General features: G+C 56.1%; 19 protein-coding genes. 15 read left to right on the top strand and 4 right to left on the bottom strand.

Features of this window, described 5'->3' with window-relative positions:
- Positions 1–50: 50 nt before the first annotated feature.
- Positions 51–1,460 carry a TolC family outer membrane protein gene (locus tag IB213_RS11885; protein WP_192406713.1) on the top strand — a complete coding sequence of 470 codons (1,410 nt, stop codon included), beginning with the start codon at positions 51–53 and terminating at the stop codon, positions 1,458–1,460.
- Positions 1,461–1,671: 211 nt separating this feature from the next.
- Here IB213_RS11885 and IB213_RS11880 read toward each other — a convergent pair whose 3' ends face one another.
- Positions 1,672–2,280 (bottom strand): isochorismatase family protein, encoded by a 609-nt coding sequence (locus IB213_RS11880; RefSeq protein ID WP_192406711.1) that lies wholly within the window; start codon positions 2,278–2,280, stop codon positions 1,672–1,674.
- Positions 2,281–2,475: 195 nt separating this feature from the next.
- Between IB213_RS11880 and IB213_RS11875 the strand changes: the two genes are divergently transcribed.
- The 3 genes from IB213_RS11875 to IB213_RS11865 all read left to right on the top strand — a co-directional run bounded on the left by IB213_RS11875 (position 2,476) and on the right by IB213_RS11865 (position 4,060).
- Positions 2,476–3,054, top strand: coding sequence for a C40 family peptidase (locus IB213_RS11875; RefSeq protein WP_192406709.1), 579 nt, complete (start codon positions 2,476–2,478; stop codon positions 3,052–3,054).
- 68 nt (positions 3,055–3,122) lie between these two features.
- Entirely contained in the window at positions 3,123–3,392 is a 270-nt protein-coding gene (locus IB213_RS11870) for a hypothetical protein (protein WP_191724373.1), read from the top strand.
- A 200-nt stretch (positions 3,393–3,592) separates the two neighbouring features.
- Positions 3,593–4,060: a thermonuclease family protein gene (locus IB213_RS11865; RefSeq protein WP_192406707.1), complete on the top strand. Its 468-nt coding sequence runs from the start codon at positions 3,593–3,595 to the stop codon at positions 4,058–4,060.
- A gap of 13 nt (positions 4,061–4,073) precedes the next feature.
- On the opposite strand, the gene IB213_RS11860 is transcribed toward IB213_RS11865, so the two are convergent.
- On the bottom strand, positions 4,074–5,237 hold the full coding sequence (locus IB213_RS11860) for a diguanylate cyclase (protein WP_192406704.1): 1,164 nt from the start codon (positions 5,235–5,237) through the stop codon (positions 4,074–4,076).
- Between the two features lie 312 nt (positions 5,238–5,549).
- On the opposite strand from IB213_RS11860, the gene IB213_RS11855 reads away from it, so the two are divergent.
- On the top strand, positions 5,550–5,822 hold the full coding sequence (locus IB213_RS11855) for an HU family DNA-binding protein (RefSeq protein WP_191724370.1): 273 nt from the start codon (positions 5,550–5,552) through the stop codon (positions 5,820–5,822).
- Positions 5,823–6,415: 593 nt separating this feature from the next.
- Here IB213_RS11855 and IB213_RS11850 read toward each other — a convergent pair.
- On the bottom strand, positions 6,416–7,063 hold the full coding sequence (locus tag IB213_RS11850) for a TetR/AcrR family transcriptional regulator (RefSeq protein ID WP_192406697.1): 648 nt from the start codon (positions 7,061–7,063) through the stop codon (positions 6,416–6,418).
- 212 nt (positions 7,064–7,275) lie between these two features.
- Between IB213_RS11850 and IB213_RS11845 the strand changes: the two genes are divergently transcribed.
- The 10 genes from IB213_RS11845 (at position 7,276) to IB213_RS11800 (ending at position 19,040) form a co-directional block, all read left to right on the top strand.
- On the top strand, positions 7,276–8,121 hold the full coding sequence (locus IB213_RS11845; protein ID WP_191724368.1) for an ABC transporter ATP-binding protein: 846 nt from the start codon (positions 7,276–7,278) through the stop codon (positions 8,119–8,121).
- A complete protein-coding gene (locus IB213_RS11840; RefSeq protein WP_192406695.1) occupies positions 8,118–8,999 on the top strand; it encodes a branched-chain amino acid ABC transporter permease in 882 nt (293 codons plus the stop codon). The genes IB213_RS11845 and IB213_RS11840 overlap by 4 nt, the downstream gene beginning before the upstream one ends.
- Before the next feature lie 32 nt (positions 9,000–9,031).
- Positions 9,032–10,069, top strand: coding sequence for a branched-chain amino acid ABC transporter permease (locus IB213_RS11835; RefSeq protein ID WP_192406694.1), 1,038 nt, complete (start codon positions 9,032–9,034; stop codon positions 10,067–10,069).
- Positions 10,070–10,113: 44 nt separating this feature from the next.
- The gene (locus tag IB213_RS11830; protein ID WP_192406693.1) at positions 10,114–11,310 is read left to right on the top strand and encodes an ABC transporter substrate-binding protein; all 1,197 of its coding nucleotides are present in this window, start codon (positions 10,114–10,116) and stop codon (positions 11,308–11,310) included.
- A 64-nt stretch (positions 11,311–11,374) separates the two neighbouring features.
- The gene (locus IB213_RS11825; protein WP_192406692.1) at positions 11,375–12,193 is read left to right on the top strand and encodes an ABC transporter ATP-binding protein; all 819 of its coding nucleotides are present in this window, start codon (positions 11,375–11,377) and stop codon (positions 12,191–12,193) included.
- A gap of 49 nt (positions 12,194–12,242) precedes the next feature.
- Entirely contained in the window at positions 12,243–14,063 is a 1,821-nt protein-coding gene (locus tag IB213_RS11820; RefSeq protein ID WP_192406686.1) for a long-chain fatty acid--CoA ligase, read from the top strand.
- A 163-nt stretch (positions 14,064–14,226) separates the two neighbouring features.
- Positions 14,227–15,015 carry an enoyl-CoA hydratase/isomerase family protein gene (locus IB213_RS11815; protein WP_192406684.1) on the top strand — a complete coding sequence of 263 codons (789 nt, stop codon included), beginning with the start codon at positions 14,227–14,229 and terminating at the stop codon, positions 15,013–15,015.
- 654 nt (positions 15,016–15,669) lie between these two features.
- Positions 15,670–16,686, top strand: coding sequence for a tRNA dihydrouridine(20/20a) synthase DusA (dusA, locus tag IB213_RS11810; protein WP_192406682.1), 1,017 nt, complete (start codon positions 15,670–15,672; stop codon positions 16,684–16,686).
- 292 nt (positions 16,687–16,978) lie between these two features.
- Positions 16,979–18,391, top strand: a complete 1,413-nt coding sequence (locus IB213_RS11805; protein WP_191724360.1) for a polyhydroxyalkanoate depolymerase — start codon at positions 16,979–16,981, stop codon at positions 18,389–18,391.
- 10 nt (positions 18,392–18,401) lie between these two features.
- Complete coding sequence (locus IB213_RS11800; protein WP_192406680.1) at positions 18,402–19,040, top strand: RnfABCDGE type electron transport complex subunit B; 639 nt, start codon at positions 18,402–18,404, stop codon at positions 19,038–19,040.
- Positions 19,041–19,085: 45 nt separating this feature from the next.
- Here the strand turns inward: IB213_RS11800 and IB213_RS11795 are convergent, their stop codons facing one another.
- The gene (locus IB213_RS11795; RefSeq protein WP_370551212.1) at positions 19,086–20,522 is read right to left on the bottom strand and encodes a methyl-accepting chemotaxis protein; all 1,437 of its coding nucleotides are present in this window, start codon (positions 20,520–20,522) and stop codon (positions 19,086–19,088) included.
- Positions 20,523–20,759 lie beyond the last annotated feature (237 nt).

Genomic DNA, 20,759 nt, shown 5'->3' with positions numbered 1-20,759 from the left:
AAAAAAATGGCAGTCCAATGCTGCCGATGAGATTCTTGGAGAAGGTTTCCATGGCGTTTTCATTCGGGCAGCATCTCTCGTTTTCTGCGCACTGTGCACTGCGACAAGTCACACTCGCTGCGGTTGCAGTCTGTGCATGGACCAGCGCACCCGCTCAAAGCCTGGTGCAATTGACAGAACAAGCGCAAATCCATGACGCGGCCTGGCAAAGCGCTAGAGCGCAGCTGGATGCCAGCATCAGCAAGGGCGCGCAAGCCAAAGCGGGCTTATTGCCCCAAATAGGTATTCAGGCAGGCAGCCAGTACAGCGAAACCCGTGTGCGCGGCAACTTTCCTACAGTGCCGCTTGATGGCCGGCAAGACTCGGCCAGCCTGCAAGCCCAGCAGCCCTTGTATAACCCCGCCAATGTTGCCACCTACCGCCAAGGGCAGCGCAACGTTGATCTGGCGTATGCCCAAGTTGACGCCTCTGGCCAGGACTTGCTGGTGCGTTCTGCCAAAGCCTACTTCCAGGTGCTCTCTGCAATGGATACTCTGAGCCTGGTGCAGGCTCAGAAACGTGCCGTGGCCGAACAGCTTGAATACGCGAAGCGCAACTTTGAAATTGGCACGGCAACCGTCACTGATTCGCGCGAAGCTCAGGCTCGCTTTGACTTGGTCCGTGCCCAAGAAATTGCCTCAGAAAATGATGTCCGCGTTGCACAGGCAGCGCTGGAGCAACTGGTGGGCGTAGCCGGCGCCTCTCCCTGGCCACTGGCACAACCCGTGCACTTGCCACAGTTAACACCCAACGATTTACAAACCTGGCTAGACACGGCTGACGCGCAAAACCCCATGGTGCGACAAGCGCAAATAGCGGTGGACATGGCCAAGCTGGAAACCGACAAAGCCTATGCTGGTCACAAGCCCACGGTAGATTTGCAAGCCAGCTACGGCACACAGCGCAACCCCGATGGATCCATGACGCTGCCCCAGCGCAACAACTCCACCGCAGGCACCGTTGGCGTTGTCATGACCATTCCTTTGTTTGCCGGCTTTGCCGTACAGAACCGGGTCAAGGAAACTCTGTCGCTGGAAGAGAAGTCTCGCGCAGATCTGGAAGACGCCAAGCGCCAGGTTGCCCAAACCGTGCGTACCGCTTTCTTCGGCGTGCAGTCCACCTACGGGCAGGTTCACGCACTGCAAGCCGCCGTGGCTTCAAGCCAGAGCGCTTTGGAGGCCAATGTGCTGGGCTATGAGGTAGGCGTGCGCATCAACATTGATGTGCTTAATGCCCAGAGCCAGCTTTACCAGTCGCAAAAAGACCTTGCACAAGCTCGCTACAACCTGCTGGTGGGCCACCTGCAATTGCGCCAGGCAGCAGGTAATTTGCAAATGCAGGATGTGCACACCATCAATGAATTGCTAAGCCCTGCACAGATTGCAACAGCGCCTGTGAGCAACAGCTCTATCAATAAATGAGCTATTAGCGCTTGCACAACAAGGACTTCAAATAGATATCACTTTGAAGTCCTTATACACACTGCGTTAGACGCTCTCTTTCTTGTTACAACGTTTTAGCCGCATAGACAGTGCCATTTAGACATTAGAGCTGAATATACAAATCATGTAAGCTGTATTCAATGACTGAATTGAAAGCTCCTTCCCTGGAGCTTTCAAACGCATGGCGTGCTTACTTGATCAATTCCAGCATCTGCTTAAAAGCTGGGTGCTCGCAGCTGCGCAGCCACTCAAAGGCCACCATCTCAGTGGTCACCAGCTCAGCCCCAGAGCCAGCCAGACGGTCAAAAGCAGCGTCACGGTTGCGTTCACTGCGTGAGCTGCACGCGTCGGTGACTACCCATACCTCCATCTCCTCTTCCAGCAGTTGCAACGCTGTTTGCATCAGGCAAACATGGGCTTCGCATCCTGCAATGATGATGGACGGACGCTCAGGCTCCGGCGCTTCCTGCGGCTTTTGCAAGTGCTTGGGCATGCTGCGTGCATTGCCCCCCTGCTGCTTGCGCACAGGTGGACGCAGCACATCGATCAGGCCTTCTTCGGCCGCGCTGAAGCTCATCTTGGCAAAGGTTCTGTCGCACAAAGCGCGCAGATCGGGCGCGTTTGGCCCCAGCCGTGAGGGGTTTTGTTCTGTCGCCCAGACAGGCACTTGCATCATGTTGGCAATTTTGGCCAGCTTCACAGCATTGGCCAGTACCTGCGGCCCCTCAAAAATGGCAGGCATCAGCTTTTCTTGGTAGTCGATCAGCACCAATTGCGAATCATCGGCATCCAGCAGCATGTAGTTTTCCTAGAGTTTTCTCAAAGAAGACATTGTCGCAGCGATCTGTGCAGCATGCCTTACAGCGCGCTTTACCTCAACTTGCCTGAGACAGATCAAAACGAGTCAATCAAATAGTAAAAGTCCACAACTAGATCACATTTGTAGGGCAATTTCAGCGCACAACGTCAGGCTCTCGTGATAACCTCCGTGCCCATGACTTGTAAATGGCTACTCGTTCTTGCCCTCGCCTGTGGAAGCGTGCAAGCAGCGCCCACTTCCAGTGAACCTCTTTCTCAGAATCGGCTGGCCGAAATTCTGAAAGAGCGCGGTCTCGGCTCCAATTTGCAGTCCATGGGGCAATCGGTCGCAACAAATACCTCTACCGTGATCAATACGGCCATGGGCATGATCGGTATTCCCTATCGCTTTGGGGGCACCAGCGCAGAGACAGGTTTTGATTGCAGCGGCTTTGTACGCGCCATCTACCAAGACACCATGGGCCATCTTTTGCCTCGCAAGGCCGATGACCAGGCCAAGGCCACCCAGAAAATCGATAAAAAAGAGCTCAAGCCGGGCGATCTGGTGTTCTTCAACACCATGCGCCGCACATTCAGCCATGTGGGCATTTATGTGGGTGACGGCCAGTTCATTCACTCCCCCAGCAAAGGCAAATCTGTGCGGGTAGAAAACATGAATACAAGCTATTGGGCCAAGCGCTTCAATGGTGCGCGCCGCGTTGACGTGGCAGCGGCTGAGACCACTGTACTGACAGGCAACGATATCTCGCCCTGACATAAAAAATATTTCGCCCAAGGCCTGCTCCATGCAGGCCTTTATTTTTATTTATTCTTTCTGCTCCCATGACTGACAAAGCTACACCCAAACCCAAACTGGTCCGCTGGATCATTGGCCTGCCAGTGGCACTTTTCGCCGTACTGATGCTGGGCAGCCAGCTTTTCTTCAATGCGTCCCCAGACAAAGAAGCGCAGTGGGTTGAGCGAGAAACCATCCGTTTGTGCTGGAAAGAGCGTGAAAAAGGCCCCAAGGAAAATACTCCGGCACAGTTCACCGAGGGTCAGTGTGAACAGCTGGAATTCGCCTTCAAAAACAAATGGGGCATCAACCCCTAAACCTAAGGCCCTCCCAGCCGGGGCTGGCATAAAGCAGCACAGGGCAACGCACCCTAATACCGCTGGTCACACTCTGCCAGATACCGGCCGGTCTTCATCTCCAAGCCTGCAGCCTGAAAGCGGCACCATTACCGCTGCCCTTAACGCTTGGTCACCTGGCCCTGCGGATGGCCTGCGCTGAGGTTGCTAGACTGCACGGCATGCTTGCTACCCCTTTGCTCTGCCTGATTGTGGGTGTTTTTGACGGTCACACCCTGAGCGCACGCTGCGCTTTGCCAGATGCATTGCAGTTGCATCAGTCTGTGCAAGTACGCCTGCAAGGCGTCAATGCCCCACAGGCTCAGCAGCCTTATGGCCCTGAGGCTCGCGAAGCTTTACGTGCAATGACTTTGGGCCAAACAGCCCAGCTGCGGTGCAGCAAAGTTGACCACCAACAGCACCGTGTGTGCACTGTCTGGGTGGCTCCAGCGTCCGCCCCTGATGGCCCGCGTACGCTGGATGCAGGGCTGGCCATGCTGACCGTGGGACTGGCCCGGTGCTCTCATGCCGATGCTCAGAAGCAGTCACCGCAAGAACGCGGCCAGTATGCGTTTGCAGAACAAGAAGCGAAGGCACGCAAAGCGGGGCTGTGGCGCACCAATGGTGTGGTTGACCCGCCGGATTGCTGAACCCCGCGTTTCGTTAATCAAGCACAACGCAATTGCGTCCTGCGACCTTGCCACGGTACATGGCCGCATCTGCACGGGCAATCACCGTTTCCACGGCTTCGCCAGCCCGGTACAAAGTGGCACCCAGGGTGCAAGTCACCTGAAGATCTTTGTCGATCTTTTTCGACCATGGCAGAGACTCTGTGTGCGTGCGAATGCGCTCCAGCAGGACGCCAGCCTCACTCAATGACGTTCCAGGCAACAGCAGCAAGAATTCTTCGCCACCGTAGCGGCCACCGCAATCCACAGCGCGCAATTGTGAAGACAGAAGCTGGCCAAAAGCGCGCAGTACCTGGTCACCGCCTTCATGTCCATAGCGATCGTTGACATGCTTGAAATAGTCAATATCCAGCAATGCAACGCACAGCGCAGAACCATCTCGCTGTGCGGTCTCAATGCACTGCTGCAACAGCTCCATGACGCCCCGCCTGTTCGCCAGCCCAGTCAATTCGTCATTGCGCATCAATTCTTCGATTTGTGTCAGTGCAATGGCCAGTTTCTCGTTGCTCGCACTGAGGCGAAATTGCATGCTGCGAAAGTACGTCACAAGAATGCTGCAACGCACGACAGCCCCGAACACAACCCCAATGGCCAGCAACTGCCCTGCCAGCGTATCGGTGGTCATGCGCATCTGGGGCCCCAGCCAGCAAATGATGACCGCTACGGCAATGAGCGTGCAGCCCCACGTCATCCAGAAGCTGGTGCGCCGTCGTGCAAGAAAGCCATCTGCACTGAAAACCATCAGCATCACCAGTGCCTGAAATGCAACCTGTGGAGCCGCAATCAGCAGACCCAGCGTTCCAATGATTGCGAGCAGCTGGTGCACAAGAAATAAGCCCGGATCTCGTCTGGTTTGGCTCCAGCCACTGGCGTATGCCCAGGTGATAAATGCCATGCCAATGCCCACCCACAGGCCATACAGCAGCACAGCGTTCAAAGGTGCATAGCCTGCCCAGCTGTGTCCCAGGAAAAGTCCAAAGGCATACAGGTGGCTTAGCAGTACCGACGCATGCAACTGCCAGGTTCGACGGCGCCAACGCTTGAAGTGCAGTGCCTCATCCGTGAGTGGAGACGAAGATTCAGGCCCCCACAGCAAACGGTTGTTTTTTTTCTCGGTGGAAGTCTCGATCACAGGCATCAAAGCGCCCTATTTCTTATGGAGTACGGGAGGTGACTCCCGGCAGCTTCCGGGTTCTGTCAGGCCTACTGCTGTGACCCTGACATCAATGCCGAGATGGTAGCTCGGCTCTGTCACACGCTGCTGCCGCTTCTTGAATGCGCTGTAGTGTTATATCTGCGCTCGTCGCAGGTTGCCCCGTAATTTCTGTCTTGCAGTGGTTGCCCGGAGGCAATGGTGATCAAAATACGCAAAATTTACAGTGAACAAAGAGAGCTGCCAGCGCTTGTGTAATAAGCTCTACATCCCTGATTTACCGAAAAGAAAGCACCTGTGAACAAATCTGAACTGATTGCCTACATTGCAAACAACGCCGACATGTCCAAAGCATCTGCTGCTCGCGCACTGGATGCAACCTTGGAGGTGGTCAAGGCCTCCCTGCAAAAGGGCGACACTGTGTCGCTGGTGGGCTTTGGCAGCTTTGGCGTAACGACACGTGCAGCGCGCAATGGCCGCAATCCACGTACCGGCGAGGCACTGAAGATCAAAGCAACCAAAGTGCCCAAGTTCAGCCCAGGCAAAGCATTAAAAGATGCAGTGAACTAAGAAAAACTAACTGCTAAACCAAGCCTGCTCAGACCGAGCAGGCTTTTTTTTCAAAAAACAGAAGGCATCTGTATTTACAGGCCTGCGAGCAGCTTCCAAAACGTGGCTCCTTTTTTTGCCCATGTGTGTCCGACGCAGTGCCAAACCTCACCAGCATGGCTGCTGTTACGCACAGCGGCTTGCAGGTGCTGCAGCCATGCAAGCAAATACCTTTTCCGTGAAATTTTCCCGTGCTTGTGCACGATAACGACTTGATTTTTCCAGCGTATCTGTGCCGCGTTTGCAGTAGAGCCATCCGCACGCTTCCTTGTTGACAGGGAGCTCTGCCAGCGCTGCGAAGGCCTGCTGCTTAGCACCGGTCAGGCAATTCGGGGTTTGGGGCGTTTTCCGGGGTCCTACAGGCTGTGCTACAGACCGAAAAATCACCCATAACACCCAAGCACACCGACACCGTTGCAAGTCTGGTCCATCTCCACGCATGTCCGCTGCGCTCTTGCTCAATGGGTAATAAAACGACGGATTCACGCGGCTTTTAGATAAACGTGTGCAAAAAACACATCTTGTATGTATCCGTTCGATGCGCCGACAGTTAGCTAAGACGCAGACTCGCGCAATAAAACTCCTTGGAGCAAGGTCCTGACTGCTTGCTCGGCAATTTCGTCAGGGGAGTAAGCTCCTCCGCTGTCGTACCATTTGCCAATCCAGCTCAACGCACCACCAATCATGAAGGCCGTCATTTTTGGATCGCAAGGTGCCAAAAGGCCCTGCTGTACGCCTGCTTCCACCAAACGCCGAAATGCAAGATCAATTTGCGCCTTCATGCGGCGCAATGCCTTCCGACTCTCGGGAGGCAACTGTTCATCCCCGACCCTGATCAAGCACATGCCAAAGTCCATGGTGACGATGCGCGCGTAAACACGCATGCAAGCTTCCAGCTGATCCAACGCCGTTCCACCAGCCTGACGTGACACTTCAATGCCCTCTAACGTCATCTCTAGGCCCTGCCGCACACATTCAAGCAAGATCTGATCCTTACTTTTAACGTAGTAGTACAGCGTGGGTTTGCTCACACCCAAACGGGCTGCAATATCGTCCAATGAAGTGGCATGAAACCCTCTCTCATTAAACAGCTGGGCCGCCGTTGAAAGCACAGCCTGGCGCTTTGCCATGCGACTTTGCTCACGAGCAGAAAGGGCTTGCGACGAGGCAGAGCGCACGTTTATTTCAGTGAACTTCGACATGATGGGAGGCCATAAAAAAACAAAAGTCTACTCTTAGGTAAGCATCCATCAAATCATATTTATCAAGTCATCACACATGTCATTTATTTAAAATTCTTTTGTTTGACAGTGCCTTAAGGTTTTCACCGAATGGGTAAGCACTGATTACGAAAAATGCATATCTCCACAAAATCTACTCGCAAGTAGATAAATTTTGTGGAGCCTTCGCTTTCATGCAAACTCATCAAACCTCACAGGCCACGACATCGCCGCTGCTCAGTGTCAACGGTCTGACCTTGGCTTTTGGTGGCGTCAAAGCCCTGACCGGAGTTAGCTTCGATGTGCAGCCAGGCTCCATCACTGCGGTCATCGGCCCCAACGGGGCTGGCAAGACTTCGCTGTTCAACACCATCTCAGGCTTTTACAAACCCACAGAAGGCCGCATTGCCTTCAAAGGACAAGACATCACCCGGATCCCAGCGCCCCAGCGCGCCAAGAGGGGTTTGGGCCGCAGCTTCCAAAACATTGCACTGTTTCGCGGCATGACGGTGCTCGACAACATCAAGCTGGGCCGCCATGCCCACCTGAAAACTAATGTGCTCGACGCGCTGTTCTACATAGGTAAGGCACGCCGCGAAGAAGCCGCGCTGCGCGCAGACATTGAAGAGCGCATCATCGATTTTCTAGAGATCGACCATATCCGCCATGCGCCCGTCGCGGCCCTCTCCTACGGATTGCAAAAGCGCGTGGAAATGGCCCGCGCGCTGGCCATGCAGCCCGAAATCCTCATGCTCGATGAGCCTGTCGCCGGCATGAATCGCGAAGAGACCGAAGACATGGCCCGCTTCATCCTCGATGTACGCACCGAATGGGATGTGACTGTGCTCATGGTCGAGCATGACATGGGCATGGTCATGGATCTGTCTGATCACGTGGTGGTGCTCAACTTTGGCCAGGTCATTGCACAAGGCTTGCCTTCTGACGTGCAAGGCAACCCCGAGGTCATCAAAGCCTATCTGGGCTCCGGCGATGTCCACGATCTGCGCCATAAATTCCACAGCACCGCAGGAGCCGCATGATGGATTGGGCCTATCTGTTTGAAATCAGCCTCACTGGCATTGCCAGCGGTGGTTTGTACGCCCTCGCAGCACTGGCCTTTGTGCTGGTCTACAAGGCCACGCGGGTGGTGAATATCGCCATTGGTGAAGTGCTCATGATGGGGGCTTATCTGTTTTTCACCTTTGCCGCAATGTGGGCGCTGCCTTTGTGGCTTGCCATACCCGCAGCAGTGTTGGCCAGCGGTGTGCTAGGTGCAGTGATTGAGCGAACCATCATTCGCCCCCTGCTAGGTGAGCCCCCCATCTCGGTGTTCATGGTCACGGTGGGTCTGGCCTCCGTGCTGATAGGCATTGTGGAAATGATCTGGACAGCCGATCAGCGTCGTCTACCGGACTTTATGCCCACTCAGCCCATCATGCTCGGTGAAGTCTTCCTCGCACCTAAGGTGTTTTGGGGCTCTGTAATTGCCGTGGTGTTCATCGCTACTGTGCTGCTGGTGTTCCGTTTCTGGCGCGGTGGTGTGGCACTGCGTGCCACCGCCAGCGATCAGGCTGCAGCCTACTCCGTAGGCATCAACGTGCCCCGGGTGTTCTCGCTCGCGTGGGTGGTCTCCGCCATGATTGCCGCTGTCTCAGGAATCATCGTCGGCTCCATCGGCGGCCTGTCCTCCAGCATGGGCGTGTTTGGTCTATCCGTACTCGTCGTCGTGATTGTGGGCGGCCTCGACAGCGTACTGGGTGCACTCATTGGCGGTCTGGTGATTGGACTAGTCGAAGCGCTGGCCGGGGCCTATCTGGGCGGTGAATACAAGTTGCTAGCCACCTTCATTGTGCTGGTGGTGATCTTGATGATCCGCCCGTATGGCCTGTTTGGTACACACGAAATCGAGCGGCTCTAAGCCCAGAACCAGAACCCAGGAGACACCGAGCCATGCGCATTGGAACGCTCAAAGAAAGTTATGTGGCAGATGCTGCCCTGTTTGACTCTCGCACACAAAAAGTCTGGCTGTGCCTCGCAGCCGCCCTGCTCATGCTCTTTCCCTTTGTGGCGACGGAATACTGGCTCTACATGGCCTGTCTGGTTGCCATCAATGTGGCCAGCGCCACCGGCTTGAACATCCTCACCGGTTACACCGGTCTGGTCAGTCTGGGGCAGGCTGCTTTCATGGGTTTGGGTGCCTATACAGTGGCTGTGCTGGAGACGCACTGGAGCACGCCATTTTTGCTCAATCTGCTGGCAAGCGGCTTGGTCGCCATGGTTGGCGGCATCGTCGTTGGCATTCCTTCACTACGCGTCAAAGGGCTGTATCTGGCAATTGCCACCATTGCGGCCTCTTTCATTGCGCACTTTCTGTTCAGCAATATGAAGCTCACGGGCGGCACCACGGGGCTGTCGATCAACCCAGCCAGCTTGTTTGGCATGCCGCTGGACACCTCGTTCCGGCTGTATTGGCTGATTGTGCCCGTCACCATCCTGATGTTGCTTGGCGCAGCCAACCTGTTTCGCACACGCATTGGTCGCGCTTTTATCGCCATCCGTGATCGCGATATTTCGGCTGAAGTGCTGGGTATCCCACTGCTGCGCTACAAGCTGCTGTCGTTTGGCCTGTCATCGTTCTACGCTGGTGTCGCAGGCGGGATGTGGGCGTATTTTTTCCGTGTGGTCACACCAGAGAGCTTCCCGCTCTTGATGTCCATTTTCTTTCTCGCAGCCATCATCGTCGGAGGCATGGGCTCCATCCTCGGCGGCATCCTCGGCGCGGTCTTCATGACGATGGTGCCCGAGATACTCAAGCTGCTGGTGTCCGTGCTACCCGGTGGTACCGAACTGGCAGTTTTCCTCTCGCCCGTGCGCACTGTCATCTTCGGTTTACTGATCATCGGATTCTTGGTTTTTGAGCCCCATGGCCTGGCGGAAATCTGGCGTCGCATTCGCCGTTACTTCCACCTCTGGCCTTTCCGCAATTGAGTCCTCCGGCACTTTTCTGCCACAACAACCACCAGGAGACAAGCATGGAAAAAACTCTGATTTCTCAGCCCCGCCGCAGCATGCTGATGGCTGCTGCGTCAGTCGGTGCCAGCGCACTGGCCGCATCGCCCTTGAGTGTGCTGGCGCAAATCAACGAAGACATCGTCATTGGCGGCTCCATTCCCATGACAGGCGTATTTGCCTTTGCGGGCGTGGGCATCAACGCGGGGATTGCCGACTTTGTGAAGATGACCAATGACGCCGGTGGCGTAGAAGGTCGCAAGCTCAAATACGTTCCAGAAGACACAGGCTACAAGGTGGATGTCTCGGTTGCCACCTTCAAAAAACTCACAAGCCAGAACAAAATCAACCTCTACTACGGCGACTCCACCGGCTTTGCCAAAACCATCAACCCTGAGCTCAATCGCAACAGCAACATCTTGATGGCGGGTGCCTCATTTGCCACCGAGTTGAACAACCCCAAAAAATACCCCAATCAGTTTTTGGTCGGCCCTGATTACACAGAGATGTTCGGCATCTTGCTGCGTCACATTGCCAAGGAAAAACCGGGCGCCAAAGTGGCCTTCGTCTACTCGGACTCTGAGTTTGGCCGCGACCCGATTGAGAGCAGCGAAAAGCTCGCGAAGGAAATGGGTCTGAACGTGCCCATCAAGATCATGACGCCCGCTGGCAGCGTAGATATCTCCACCGAAGTCATCAAGCTGCGCCGTGCCGCGCCTGACTACACCATCTTCCACGGCTACATCCTTGCCCCCATTCCCGAGTTTGTGACTCAAGGCAAGCAAATGGGCATGACCAGCAAATGGATGGGCACCTTCTGGACCATGGATAACTCCACCGTCATGCAGATGGGTGAAAACGGTGACGGTTTCATGGGCGTTATGCCATTCCGCTACTACTACGACACCGAGAAGGCGCCGATGCTGGAGAAAATCCGCGCGATGCGCCCCGAGTACCAGAGCACGGCCTACATCCAGGGCTTTCTGGCCGCCATGCTATTCACTGAATCGGCGCGCCGCTGTCTGAAGACTGGCAAACCATTGACAGGGGCTAACCTCAAAGCTGCGCTCAACAGCCTGGAAAACTTTGATACCGGAGGCTTGATTGGTGTGCCCATCACTATCAAGGGCAACTCCATTCCTGTTGGCCGCGTCTACCGTGCGGACTTCAAGGCAAAAAAAATGCTTCCCGCGTCTGAATGGATTTCACTGACGAAGTAACACCCGCCAGGCAGCGCACAGAGTGCACCTTCTGAGCTCCCTTGTTTACAAGCTTGATAACGCCATGCAGACCACCACAGACAATGTCCTCGAGATCAACAATATTGAAGTGATCTACAACAAGGTTGTACAGGCCCTGCGTGGTCTGTCCATAGCCGTTCCACGGGGCCAGATCGTGGCTCTGCTGGGCAGCAATGGCGCGGGCAAATCCACCACTCTCAAGGCAGCATCGGGTCTGCTGGAGCTGGAAGATGGTGTTCTGGAATCCGGCGCTATCCGCTTCAACGGGAAAGACATAGGCAGCACTGCGCCCCAGCAACTGGTGCGCCAAGGTCTATCGCATGTCATGGAAGGTCGGCGCGTGTTTGAAGATCTCACGGTCGAGGAGAACCTTATTGCCTCCACCTATGCGCTCACCGGCCGCACCAGCGCCAAAGCGCCCGACTTTGATCTGGTCTACACCTACTTTCCACGCCTGCACGAACGCCGCAAGGGATTGGCAGGCTACCTCTCAGGTGGAGAGCAGCAAATGCTGGCCATTGGCCGCGCACTGATTGCGCAACCCGAATTGATTTTGCTGGACGAACCCTCGCTAGGCCTTTCCCCCAAGCTGGTGGAAGACATCTTCACCATCATTGCCCGCATCAATGCCGAGCACGGTACCTCCATGCTGCTGGTGGAGCAAAACGCCACCGTGGCTCTGGCGGTCGCTCACAGCGGTTACATCATGGAGAACGGAAAAATCGTCATCAACGGCAGCGCCGAAAAGCTCTCCAACGACCCCGATGTGCGCGAGTTTTATCTGGGCATGGGCGGTCATGGCGAGGCCAAAAGTTTCAAAGACATCAAGCACTACAAGCGGCGCAAACGCTGGTTGTCCTGAACGCTTTTGCACCCTGCTTTTCTTCATTTTCTGAATGCCGATTGACGCCATGAACCCCACGCTGCAACTGCCCGAATCCACCCTGCCTCAAATGCTGCGTGAACGCGCTCGCAGCGACGCGCAGCGCGTTGCCATCCGGCAAAAAGACTTTGGGATCTGGAAACCCTTTACCTGGGCCAGCTACTACGAACGCGCCAGCCACTTTGGCATGGGCCTGCGCTGCATGGGCCTGAGCGCCGGCGGCCATGTCGGTGTGATTGCCGAAAACCGCATCGAGTGGGTGCTGGCACAAATGGGCACAGGCTTGATGGGCGGCCTCACTGTCGGCGTGTACCCAACCAGCCCCACGCCAGAAGTGGCGTACGTGGTGGGGCATGCCGACATAGAAATCATGGTCTGCGAAGACCAGGAACAGACTGACAAACTGCTGCAAGCGTGGCCGGAGCTGCCCAAGCTGCGCAAGATCATCGTCATGGAGACCAAAGGCCTGCGCAGCTTCACGCCCGAGCAGCGCGCGCACATTCTGACTTTTGCCGAAGTCGAGCAACTGGGGGCACGCCAAGGCCAGTCCACATGGATCGACCAAGCTCTGCAAACGCAAACACTGGACGATCTGGGTCTGATGATCTACACCTCCGGATCCACGGGCAAACCCAAGGGTGCGATGATTTCGTACCGCAACATTCGCGGCGTGGTGCCAGGCATTGTGGAGCGACTGCACATGCACGCAGACACCACCCACCTGTCCTACCTGCCGCTGTGCCACGTGGCCGAGCAAATGCTCACCACGTTCTGCCCAATCTATCTCGGCTCACAAGTGCACTTTGGTGAATCTATTCGCACCGTGCAGGAAGATTTGCGCGAGATTGCCCCTAGCATGTTTTTGGGCGTGCCACGCATCTGGGAAAAGCTGCACGCCTCCATCACCATCAAGCTGCAGGAAGCCGGCAGCGTCCGCCAGCGCCTGTTCGAGCGCGCCTTTGCAGCCTGCACGCCCTTGGCCGAAAAGCCGCGCAGCCAATGGAGCCTGGGCCAGCGCCTGCGCTTTGGCATGCACTATTGGTTGATTTTGCGTTCGCTGCAAAACTTCATTGGCCTGCGCGAAGCCACCGTGGCGCTCACAGGAGCAGCGCCCATTCCCCCCGATGTGGTGCATTTCTTCCGCGTGATTGGTGTGCCACTGATTGAGGTGTACGGCCTGACAGAATCGACCGGTATGGTCACCGGCCACGAACTGCACCATGTACAAGTGGGCACCGTAGGCATTCCCACACAAGGTGTCAGGCACCGCATTGACACGGTGACAGGCGAATTTCAAATTCAGGGCGACATGGTCTTTGTGGGCTACTACAAAAACCCTGAAGCAACAGCCCAGACCTTGCAGGACGGCTGGCTGCACACCGGCGACGTAGTGCGTGAAGTCAATGGGCAGCTGCAAATCGTGGACCGACTGAAAGACATCATGATCACCGCAGGTGGCAAGAACCTTACGCCATCCGAGATAGAAAACACCATGAAAGGCAGCCCCTACATCAAGGAATGCATCGTAGTGGCAGATGGACGCAAGTTCGTCAGTGCACTCGTCCAAATCGACTACGAAACCGTGGGCAAATGGGCGGAAACCCAGCGTATTGCCTTCACACACTTTCGTTCACTGGTCGAGAACGAACGCGTACAACAGCTCATCACAACTGTCATCGACCAAGGCAACGCACGTCTGGCGCAAGTGTCACAAATTCGCAAATTCCATCTGCTGACCAAAGAGCTGGATCACGACGACGGGGAAGTCACGGCGACGATGAAAGTGCGCCGCTCCAGCATTTACAAAACCTATGCCAATGAGATTGATGCGCTGTATCAGCGAACCTGAAACAGACAAAGTTGTCCTGCCTAAGAATTTAAAAACAAAGCTAGCCCCCTAAAAAACACAAAACTTGGAAGCAAACATATCCCGAGCAGGGATTTGACTATGGCTTATGGCTTATGGCTTATGGCTTATGGCGTCTATTTTTACCAAACTGAAACATAACGGTATGAGCGAACAAACTTCCCAACCCATACACATCGAGCAACAGCAAGGTGTCGCCACAATCACCTTCAACCGCCCCAGCGCACTCAACGCTATCAACGTGCCCATGGCCCAAGCCCTGCTACAAGCCGTTCAGCAACTCACACAAGACGCCAGTGTGCGCTGCATCGTGCTGCGAGGCGAAGGCCGCGCCTTCATGGCGGGCGGCGATCTTGCAGCTCTGCAAGCCAACCCAGAACAGGCTGCCCAAGACCTTATTGCCCCATTGCACATGGCAGTTACGCTGCTAGCCAGCGGCAACGCCCCAGTCATCGCACAAGTACAGGGGGCAGCAGCAGGGGCTGGTCTGTCTTTGATGCTGCACGCCGACATGGTGCTTGCTGCAGAAGGTACGCAATTCAATATGGCATACACCAAACTCGGCGCCAGCTGTGATGTTGGAGCCTCTTGGACCTTGCCACGTCTCGTGGGTCTACGCCATGCGCTGGAAATTGCACTTCTCAGCGAACCACTGAACACTGAGCAAGCACTGCGTCTCGGGCTTATCAACCGCGTTCTGCCAATTGCAGATCTGCCGTCTGCAGTCATGCGGCTGGCCAAACAGCTAGCCAACGGTCCCACACAAGCGTATGGCCAGATTCGGCGTCTGATGAGAGTCAGCTTTGATCAAGATTTGCACACTCAGCTCAATGCCGAAGCACAGGCCTTTCTTCAATGCACAAGAACAGCCGATTTCTCTTGTGGAATCAACGCATTTTTCAACAAATCACCCGCTGCTTTTTCAGGCAAATAAAGCGTGAGCGGCTTCGAGGCTTAGATACAGCACGGATGCACAGTCATTCAGTACGAGCCAGATCCAGCACTGTAAATGACGGCGTTGATCCAGTTGAAATAGCTGCATGTCTCAGGCAACGCCGAACCCAGGCCGGACCATTCAGGACAGCTGCAGCACCCGCAGACTCCAGCCACCGCAGGCACGGCGTAATCCACAAAAACTGCAGCCGCCACTCGGCGGACTACTTCTTCGCAAAGCTACCCTGTATCACATCGCTTGATATTTGGCTTCTTGCTTCGCCCCCAATCAGACACGCCCCCCTGCGCGCTGACATAATCCTGCTAGATATCCAGTAGGCTGTCATCACGTACAGAGTGCTAACCGGAAGACAGCTCTTTTTCCAGCTCAGACTCTCGCCTTGTCTTCCATTCTGCGGCCAGCGCACGCCCGCAGAATGTTTGAGATTCGGGAAAGACGGTTTTGCCCTTCTCCTGACGCCGTATCTGCGCTGTATAGAAAATTGCTCAATCTGCCTTCTTGCGCGCTGCAATGCTTATAGATTGCAACAAGGCTTTTCGTGAAGCTGCATCGTAGCAGCGAGACATTCAAAATGTATAGAAATGTGCTGAAACGCGCTTAAAAAGCAACCACTGCGTGACAGCAAAAAACTCAATGAATTCAAGCACAAACGCTAACAATCAAGCAATTACAAGTCCTTGGCGTATGTCCGTTGCGCCCATGCTGGACTGGACCGACCGGCATTGCCGCTACCTGCACCGCCTGCTGAGCCAGCACACCCTGCTGTACACAGAAATGATTACCACCGGCGCTCTGCTGCACGGTGATGTACCGCGCCACCTGCGCTTTAACCAGGAAGAGCACCCGCTGGCGCTGCAACTGGGTGGCAGCGAACCCGCCGATTTGGCCAAGGCAGCCAAGATGGGCCAGGACTGGGGCTACGACGAAATCAACCTCAACTGCGGCTGCCCCAGCGAGCGGGTACAGCGCGGTGCATTCGGTGCCTGTCTGATGCGAGAGGCTGATTTGGTGGCCGATGGTGTCAAGGCCATGCGCGATGTGGTGGACATTGCTGTCACCGTCAAGCACCGCATTGGTATCGACAAAATTGAGACCTATGACTTTGTGCGCGATTTTGTCGGCACCGTGGCCGATGCCGGCTGTAACGTCTTCATCGTGCATGCCCGCAATGCATGGCTGCAAGGGCTGAGCCCCAAAGAAAACCGCGACATTCCACCGCTGCGCTATGACGTGGTGGCCCAGCTCAAGCGAGATTTTCCGCACCTGACGATTGCCATCAATGGCGGCATCAAAACCGATGACGTTGTGCAAGAGCAGCTGCAGCAAGTAGATGGCGTGATGATTGGGCGCGAGGCCTATCACAACCCCTGGTGGCTGTCGCGCTGGGACGAGCTGTACTTTGGTGGCGCACCCTCACAGCTGACGCACGTGGGTGTAGAACAGGCCATGGTGGCCTATATGGAGCGTGAAGCGCGCGAGCACGGCACGCACTGGTACGCCATTGCCCGCCATATGCTGGGCTTGCGCCATGGTCTGCCAGGCGCGCGCCGCTGGCGCCAGGTGTGGAGCGACCACCGCCTCAAGCACCTGCCGGCCAGCGAAGTGGCCGCCATTGCCAGCACACGACCAGACGGTGCTGCACCAGAATAATTCACATTTACAAAAACATAGCTACTAACGCTTTCAGCTCCTTGATTTCAGATACAAAAGCATTCAAAAACAATGCTGCATCAGCGTTAGCAGCTACTTTTTTAAATATTTAAAAAATAAAGGAGCGCACAACGACCAGTTTGCGCCATTGACAGAAGTTGCCTAACAGCAGAACAGGCAGTGCGTGCGCCCACCTGTCGCCGCAGCGACTGGATATGGAGAATAATCGTTTCCTTTCGTCGGGCACATGCTGCTATATTGCACCGCAACATAAAGAGAAATATCCCCTGCCATGCTCTACCAGCTCTATGAAACCCAGCGCGCATTGATTGAGCCATTTGCAGATTTTGCACAGGCTACGGCCAAGCTCTACACCAGCCCCCTGCTGCCGTTGTCTCAAAACCCATTTTCTCAGCGCATCTCGGCAGGCTTTGATCTGTTTTACCGTCTGGGCAAGGGCTATGAAAAGCCCGCATTTGGTATCACCAGCGTGCCTGTCCAGGGTGTGAACGTCACCATCATGGAACGCGTAGAGATGGACAAGCCGTTTTGCGAGCTGCGTCGCTTCAAACGTTTTTCCGACGACTCCCAAACGCTGGACAAATTGCTGGCCCAGCCGCCGGTGCTGGTTGTGGCACCCCTGTCTGGTCACTACGCCACGCTGCTGCGCGATACCGTGCGCAGTCTGCTCGGTGACCACAAAGTGTTCATTACCGACTGGAAAAATGCGCGGCTGGTGCCAATGGCCGATGGTGAATTTCACCTGGATGACTACATCAACTACGTCCAGGATTTCATCCGTTATCTGCAAAAGCAATACGGCAACTGCCACGTCATCAGCGTATGCCAGCCTACGGTGCCTGTGCTGGCCGCCATTTCACTCATGGCCAGCCGGGGCGAGAAAACGCCGCTGTCCATGACCATGATGGGTGGCCCGATTGATGCCCGTTCATCGCCCACATCGGTCAACAACCTCGCCACCCAGCGCAGCTTTGAGTGGTTTGAGAACAATGTGATCTATCGCGTGCCCGACAGCTACCCAGGTGCTGGCCGCCGTGTCTACCCCGGTTTTCTGCAATACACCGGTTTTGTGGCCATGAACCCAGACCGCCACGCCAGCAGCCACTATGACTATTTCAAGGATCTGGTCAAAGGTGACGACGCCAGCGCCGAACAGCACCGCAAGTTCTACGACGAATACAACGCCGTGCTGGACATGGATGCCGACTATTACCTGGAGACCATTCAAACCGTGTTCCAGGACTTCAAGCTGGTCAACGGCACATGGGATGTGCGTTCACCAGAAGGTCAGCTCGAGCGCGTCAAGCCACAAGACATTCAGACCACCGCCTTGTTCACCGTAGAAGGCGAGCTGGACGACATTTCTGGCGCAGGCCAGACCCGCGCGGCGCAAGACCTGTGTGCGCAAATTCCGGCCAGCAGCCGCCAGCACCTAGAAGTGCAAGGTGCCGGACACTACGGCATCTTCAGCGGCCGCCGCTGGCGCGAAGTGGTCTACCCCCAGGTGCGTGACTTTATTTTGTCCCACCATCCCCAGGCCAGTGTCAACCGTGCGCCTGAAGATGACGGGGAATTGGCCAGCGCTCACAGCACGACTGCACAAGTTGCGCCAGACTTGGCACCCACGAAAAATACGCCAGCCAAGGCAGCGCCACCTCTAGCCAAGCAGCGCCGCCGCGGTTAACACCCCCAGCATGCCTGAGTTTCAGCCCAAGCCAGCCCTGACCGGACTGGCTTTTTCCATTGATGCCGCCCTGCCGCAAACGCAATGCACGCGCTGCGGCTACCCTGACTGCGCCAGCTACGCCCAGGCGATTGCGCACGAAGGCGCCCCCATCAACCAGTGCCCGCCAGGTGGTGCTCAGGGCATTGCACGTCTGGCCGCCATCACTGGCCAGCCCGTCGCCCCGCTCAACACAAAATTTGGCATTGAAGGCCCGCTCACGCTGGCGCGCATTGACGAGAACTGGTGCATTGGCTGCACGCTGTGCATCAAAGCATGCCCCACCGATGCCATCCTGGGCGCCAACAAGCAAATGCACACCGTCATCGCCCAGCACTGCACGGGCTGTGAGCTGTGCATACCTGTGTGCCCCGTCGACTGCATTGAGCTGGATGTGGTCAGCGACGAGCGCACGGGCTGGGATGCCTGGTCTGCCCAGCTGGCCGAACATGCCAAAGCTCGTTATGCCGTGCACCAGGCACGCGCACAAAGCACAGACGCCGAGCCTGCCAATGCACAGGCCACCGCACCTGCGCCCGTGGTGGTGCCCGACAAAAAAGCCGCTATTGCAGCGGCTTTGGCCAAGGCGCGGGGCTTGCGCCAGAGCTGAAACTTAAAACTGCAACCCAGCGCTACAGTCCCGGCAAGCTTGCCGCTAACCGGCAAAACTCTTGTAGACGCCGCAGCCCAGATACACCCCATCTTGCTTGCACACATACGACATCTTGGCCTGCACTTTGCCTAGGACGGGATTGGTGAAGTCGTACTCCACCCATCCCGGCCCATGTTCAGCCTGCGCCACGATAGCGTCGAGCAACGCATTGCCATCCACTCCCTGCACGTCTTGGACACGGCTGCCGCACTTTGCTGCATTGCCGCCAAACGCCAGATAGCGTCCCGCGCTGTCCAGCACAAAAACGTACATATCACGGTCATGAAAGGGCTGCTGCGGATCACTCAGCGCTTTCAGGTACTGCTGCAGCGGCATGCCCATGCGTCGCAGCGCCACAGCGCGCTCAACCAGAGCCACCGCCTCAACCGCCGTGCCTTGCTGCAAGCGAAAGCGCTCCACAGCCTCAGACAGTGTGGCCGCGCGCAACTCCAGCGCCTGCGCTTCCTGCACCACGTTGCGCACCATCAGCGCATTCTCCTGCGTCACCTGGTCTATGCCATGCACCGCCAGATTGATCTGCTGCAAACCCGTCCCCTGACTGTTGCCTGACTCAGAAATAGCTTCTACGTGCCCGGCCACGCTGCGTATGCCGTCTGCCACCTGCTGCATGCCCTCGCCCGCCTGGCGAATCAGCCGCGTACTGCTGGCCACTTGCTGCACCGACTCTTCGATGAGCAGACGGATTTCTTTGGACGCCTCAGAAGAGCGCTGCGCCAGACTGCGCACTTCGGAAGCGACCACGGCAAAACCTCTGCCCTGCTCTCCGGCACGTGCCGCTTCTACCGCGGCATTGAGCGCCAAAATATTGGTCTGAAAAGCAATGCCATCAATCACAGCAATGATCTCGGACATGCGCCCCGCCCCACGCTCAATGGCTTCTACGGAGTGCACGGCCTGTTCCATCACGCCGCTGCCTTGCTCCACCACCTTGCGCAGCTGTGTGGTGTAGCGGTCGGCCGCCACCGCCGCTTCCGCACTGTTTTGCACCACGGCGGTCACCTGCTCCACGCTCACCACCGTCTGGGCCACATTGGTCGCCTGCAACTCGGTGCGTTCTGCCAAAGCCCGGTTGTCCTGCGTCAGCGTATGCCCTGCCTGCGTGACCAGCGCTGCATTGCTGCGAATCTCCGCCACCATGCTCGACAGCGCCACCACCATGCTATCGAGCAGCCGCGCCATGTCTGCAAGCTCATCAGAACCAGTCGCTGTGATCCGATGTGTCAGATTGCCTTGCGCAGCCTGCTCCATGGCGCAAAGCAGACGCACGATCTCATACGACATATTGCGATAAACGCCATACAGCACATACACAAAACACAGTGCGCCAGCCACCGCAATGGCCAGTTGCACATCTGCAGCCACCGAGGCATAGGAAGCTGCCCAGATAGCGCCCATCGACAGCAGGCCAATGATTGCCACACACGACAACTTCCAGCCCAGTTTGCAGCGCCTGAGTAACCAAAGCATCGGTTTTTGCATGGAACGGCCCCTCACCTTTTCAAAATGTATCAAAAGGTTTGTACCGCGCAAGCTCGACCGATGGTCCTAGGCCTTGTACTAAGCGCCCGTGTAATACCCCAGCAAGCAAGGGCTGCAGGCATGCACATTCAACATCAAGACCCCAAACATCGCGCATAAAGCGCCATTGCATGCGCA

It is taken from the genome of Comamonas sp. CMM02 (assembly GCF_014851485.1).
Taxonomy (GTDB): Bacteria; Pseudomonadota; Gammaproteobacteria; order Burkholderiales; family Burkholderiaceae_C; genus Comamonas; species Comamonas avium.
Note: the sequence above shows the minus strand (reverse complement) of the source record. Positions and strands in the feature narration are given on the sequence as shown.

Coding starts and splice junctions, on each gene's coding strand:
- IB213_RS11805 (WP_191724360.1), top strand. CDS start 16,979: ATGCTCTACCAGCTCTATGAAACCCAGCGCGCATTGATTGAGCCATTT.
- IB213_RS11860 (WP_192406704.1), bottom strand. CDS start 5,237: ATGCCTGTGATCGAGACTTCCACCGAGAAAAAAAACAACCGTTTGCTG.
- IB213_RS11845 (WP_191724368.1), top strand. CDS start 7,276: ATGCAAACTCATCAAACCTCACAGGCCACGACATCGCCGCTGCTCAGT.
- IB213_RS11865 (WP_192406707.1), top strand. CDS start 3,593: ATGCTTGCTACCCCTTTGCTCTGCCTGATTGTGGGTGTTTTTGACGGT.
- IB213_RS11850 (WP_192406697.1), bottom strand. CDS start 7,063: ATGTCGAAGTTCACTGAAATAAACGTGCGCTCTGCCTCGTCGCAAGCC.
- dusA (WP_192406682.1), top strand. CDS start 15,670: ATGAATTCAAGCACAAACGCTAACAATCAAGCAATTACAAGTCCTTGG.
- IB213_RS11830 (WP_192406693.1), top strand. CDS start 10,114: ATGGAAAAAACTCTGATTTCTCAGCCCCGCCGCAGCATGCTGATGGCT.
- IB213_RS11800 (WP_192406680.1), top strand. CDS start 18,402: ATGCCTGAGTTTCAGCCCAAGCCAGCCCTGACCGGACTGGCTTTTTCC.
- IB213_RS11840 (WP_192406695.1), top strand. CDS start 8,118: ATGATGGATTGGGCCTATCTGTTTGAAATCAGCCTCACTGGCATTGCC.
- IB213_RS11815 (WP_192406684.1), top strand. CDS start 14,227: ATGAGCGAACAAACTTCCCAACCCATACACATCGAGCAACAGCAAGGT.
- IB213_RS11870 (WP_191724373.1), top strand. CDS start 3,123: ATGACTGACAAAGCTACACCCAAACCCAAACTGGTCCGCTGGATCATT.
- IB213_RS11825 (WP_192406692.1), top strand. CDS start 11,375: ATGCAGACCACCACAGACAATGTCCTCGAGATCAACAATATTGAAGTG.
- IB213_RS11820 (WP_192406686.1), top strand. CDS start 12,243: ATGAACCCCACGCTGCAACTGCCCGAATCCACCCTGCCTCAAATGCTG.
- IB213_RS11880 (WP_192406711.1), bottom strand. CDS start 2,280: ATGCTGCTGGATGCCGATGATTCGCAATTGGTGCTGATCGACTACCAA.
- IB213_RS11835 (WP_192406694.1), top strand. CDS start 9,032: ATGCGCATTGGAACGCTCAAAGAAAGTTATGTGGCAGATGCTGCCCTG.
- IB213_RS11885 (WP_192406713.1), top strand. CDS start 51: ATGGCGTTTTCATTCGGGCAGCATCTCTCGTTTTCTGCGCACTGTGCA.
- IB213_RS11875 (WP_192406709.1), top strand. CDS start 2,476: ATGACTTGTAAATGGCTACTCGTTCTTGCCCTCGCCTGTGGAAGCGTG.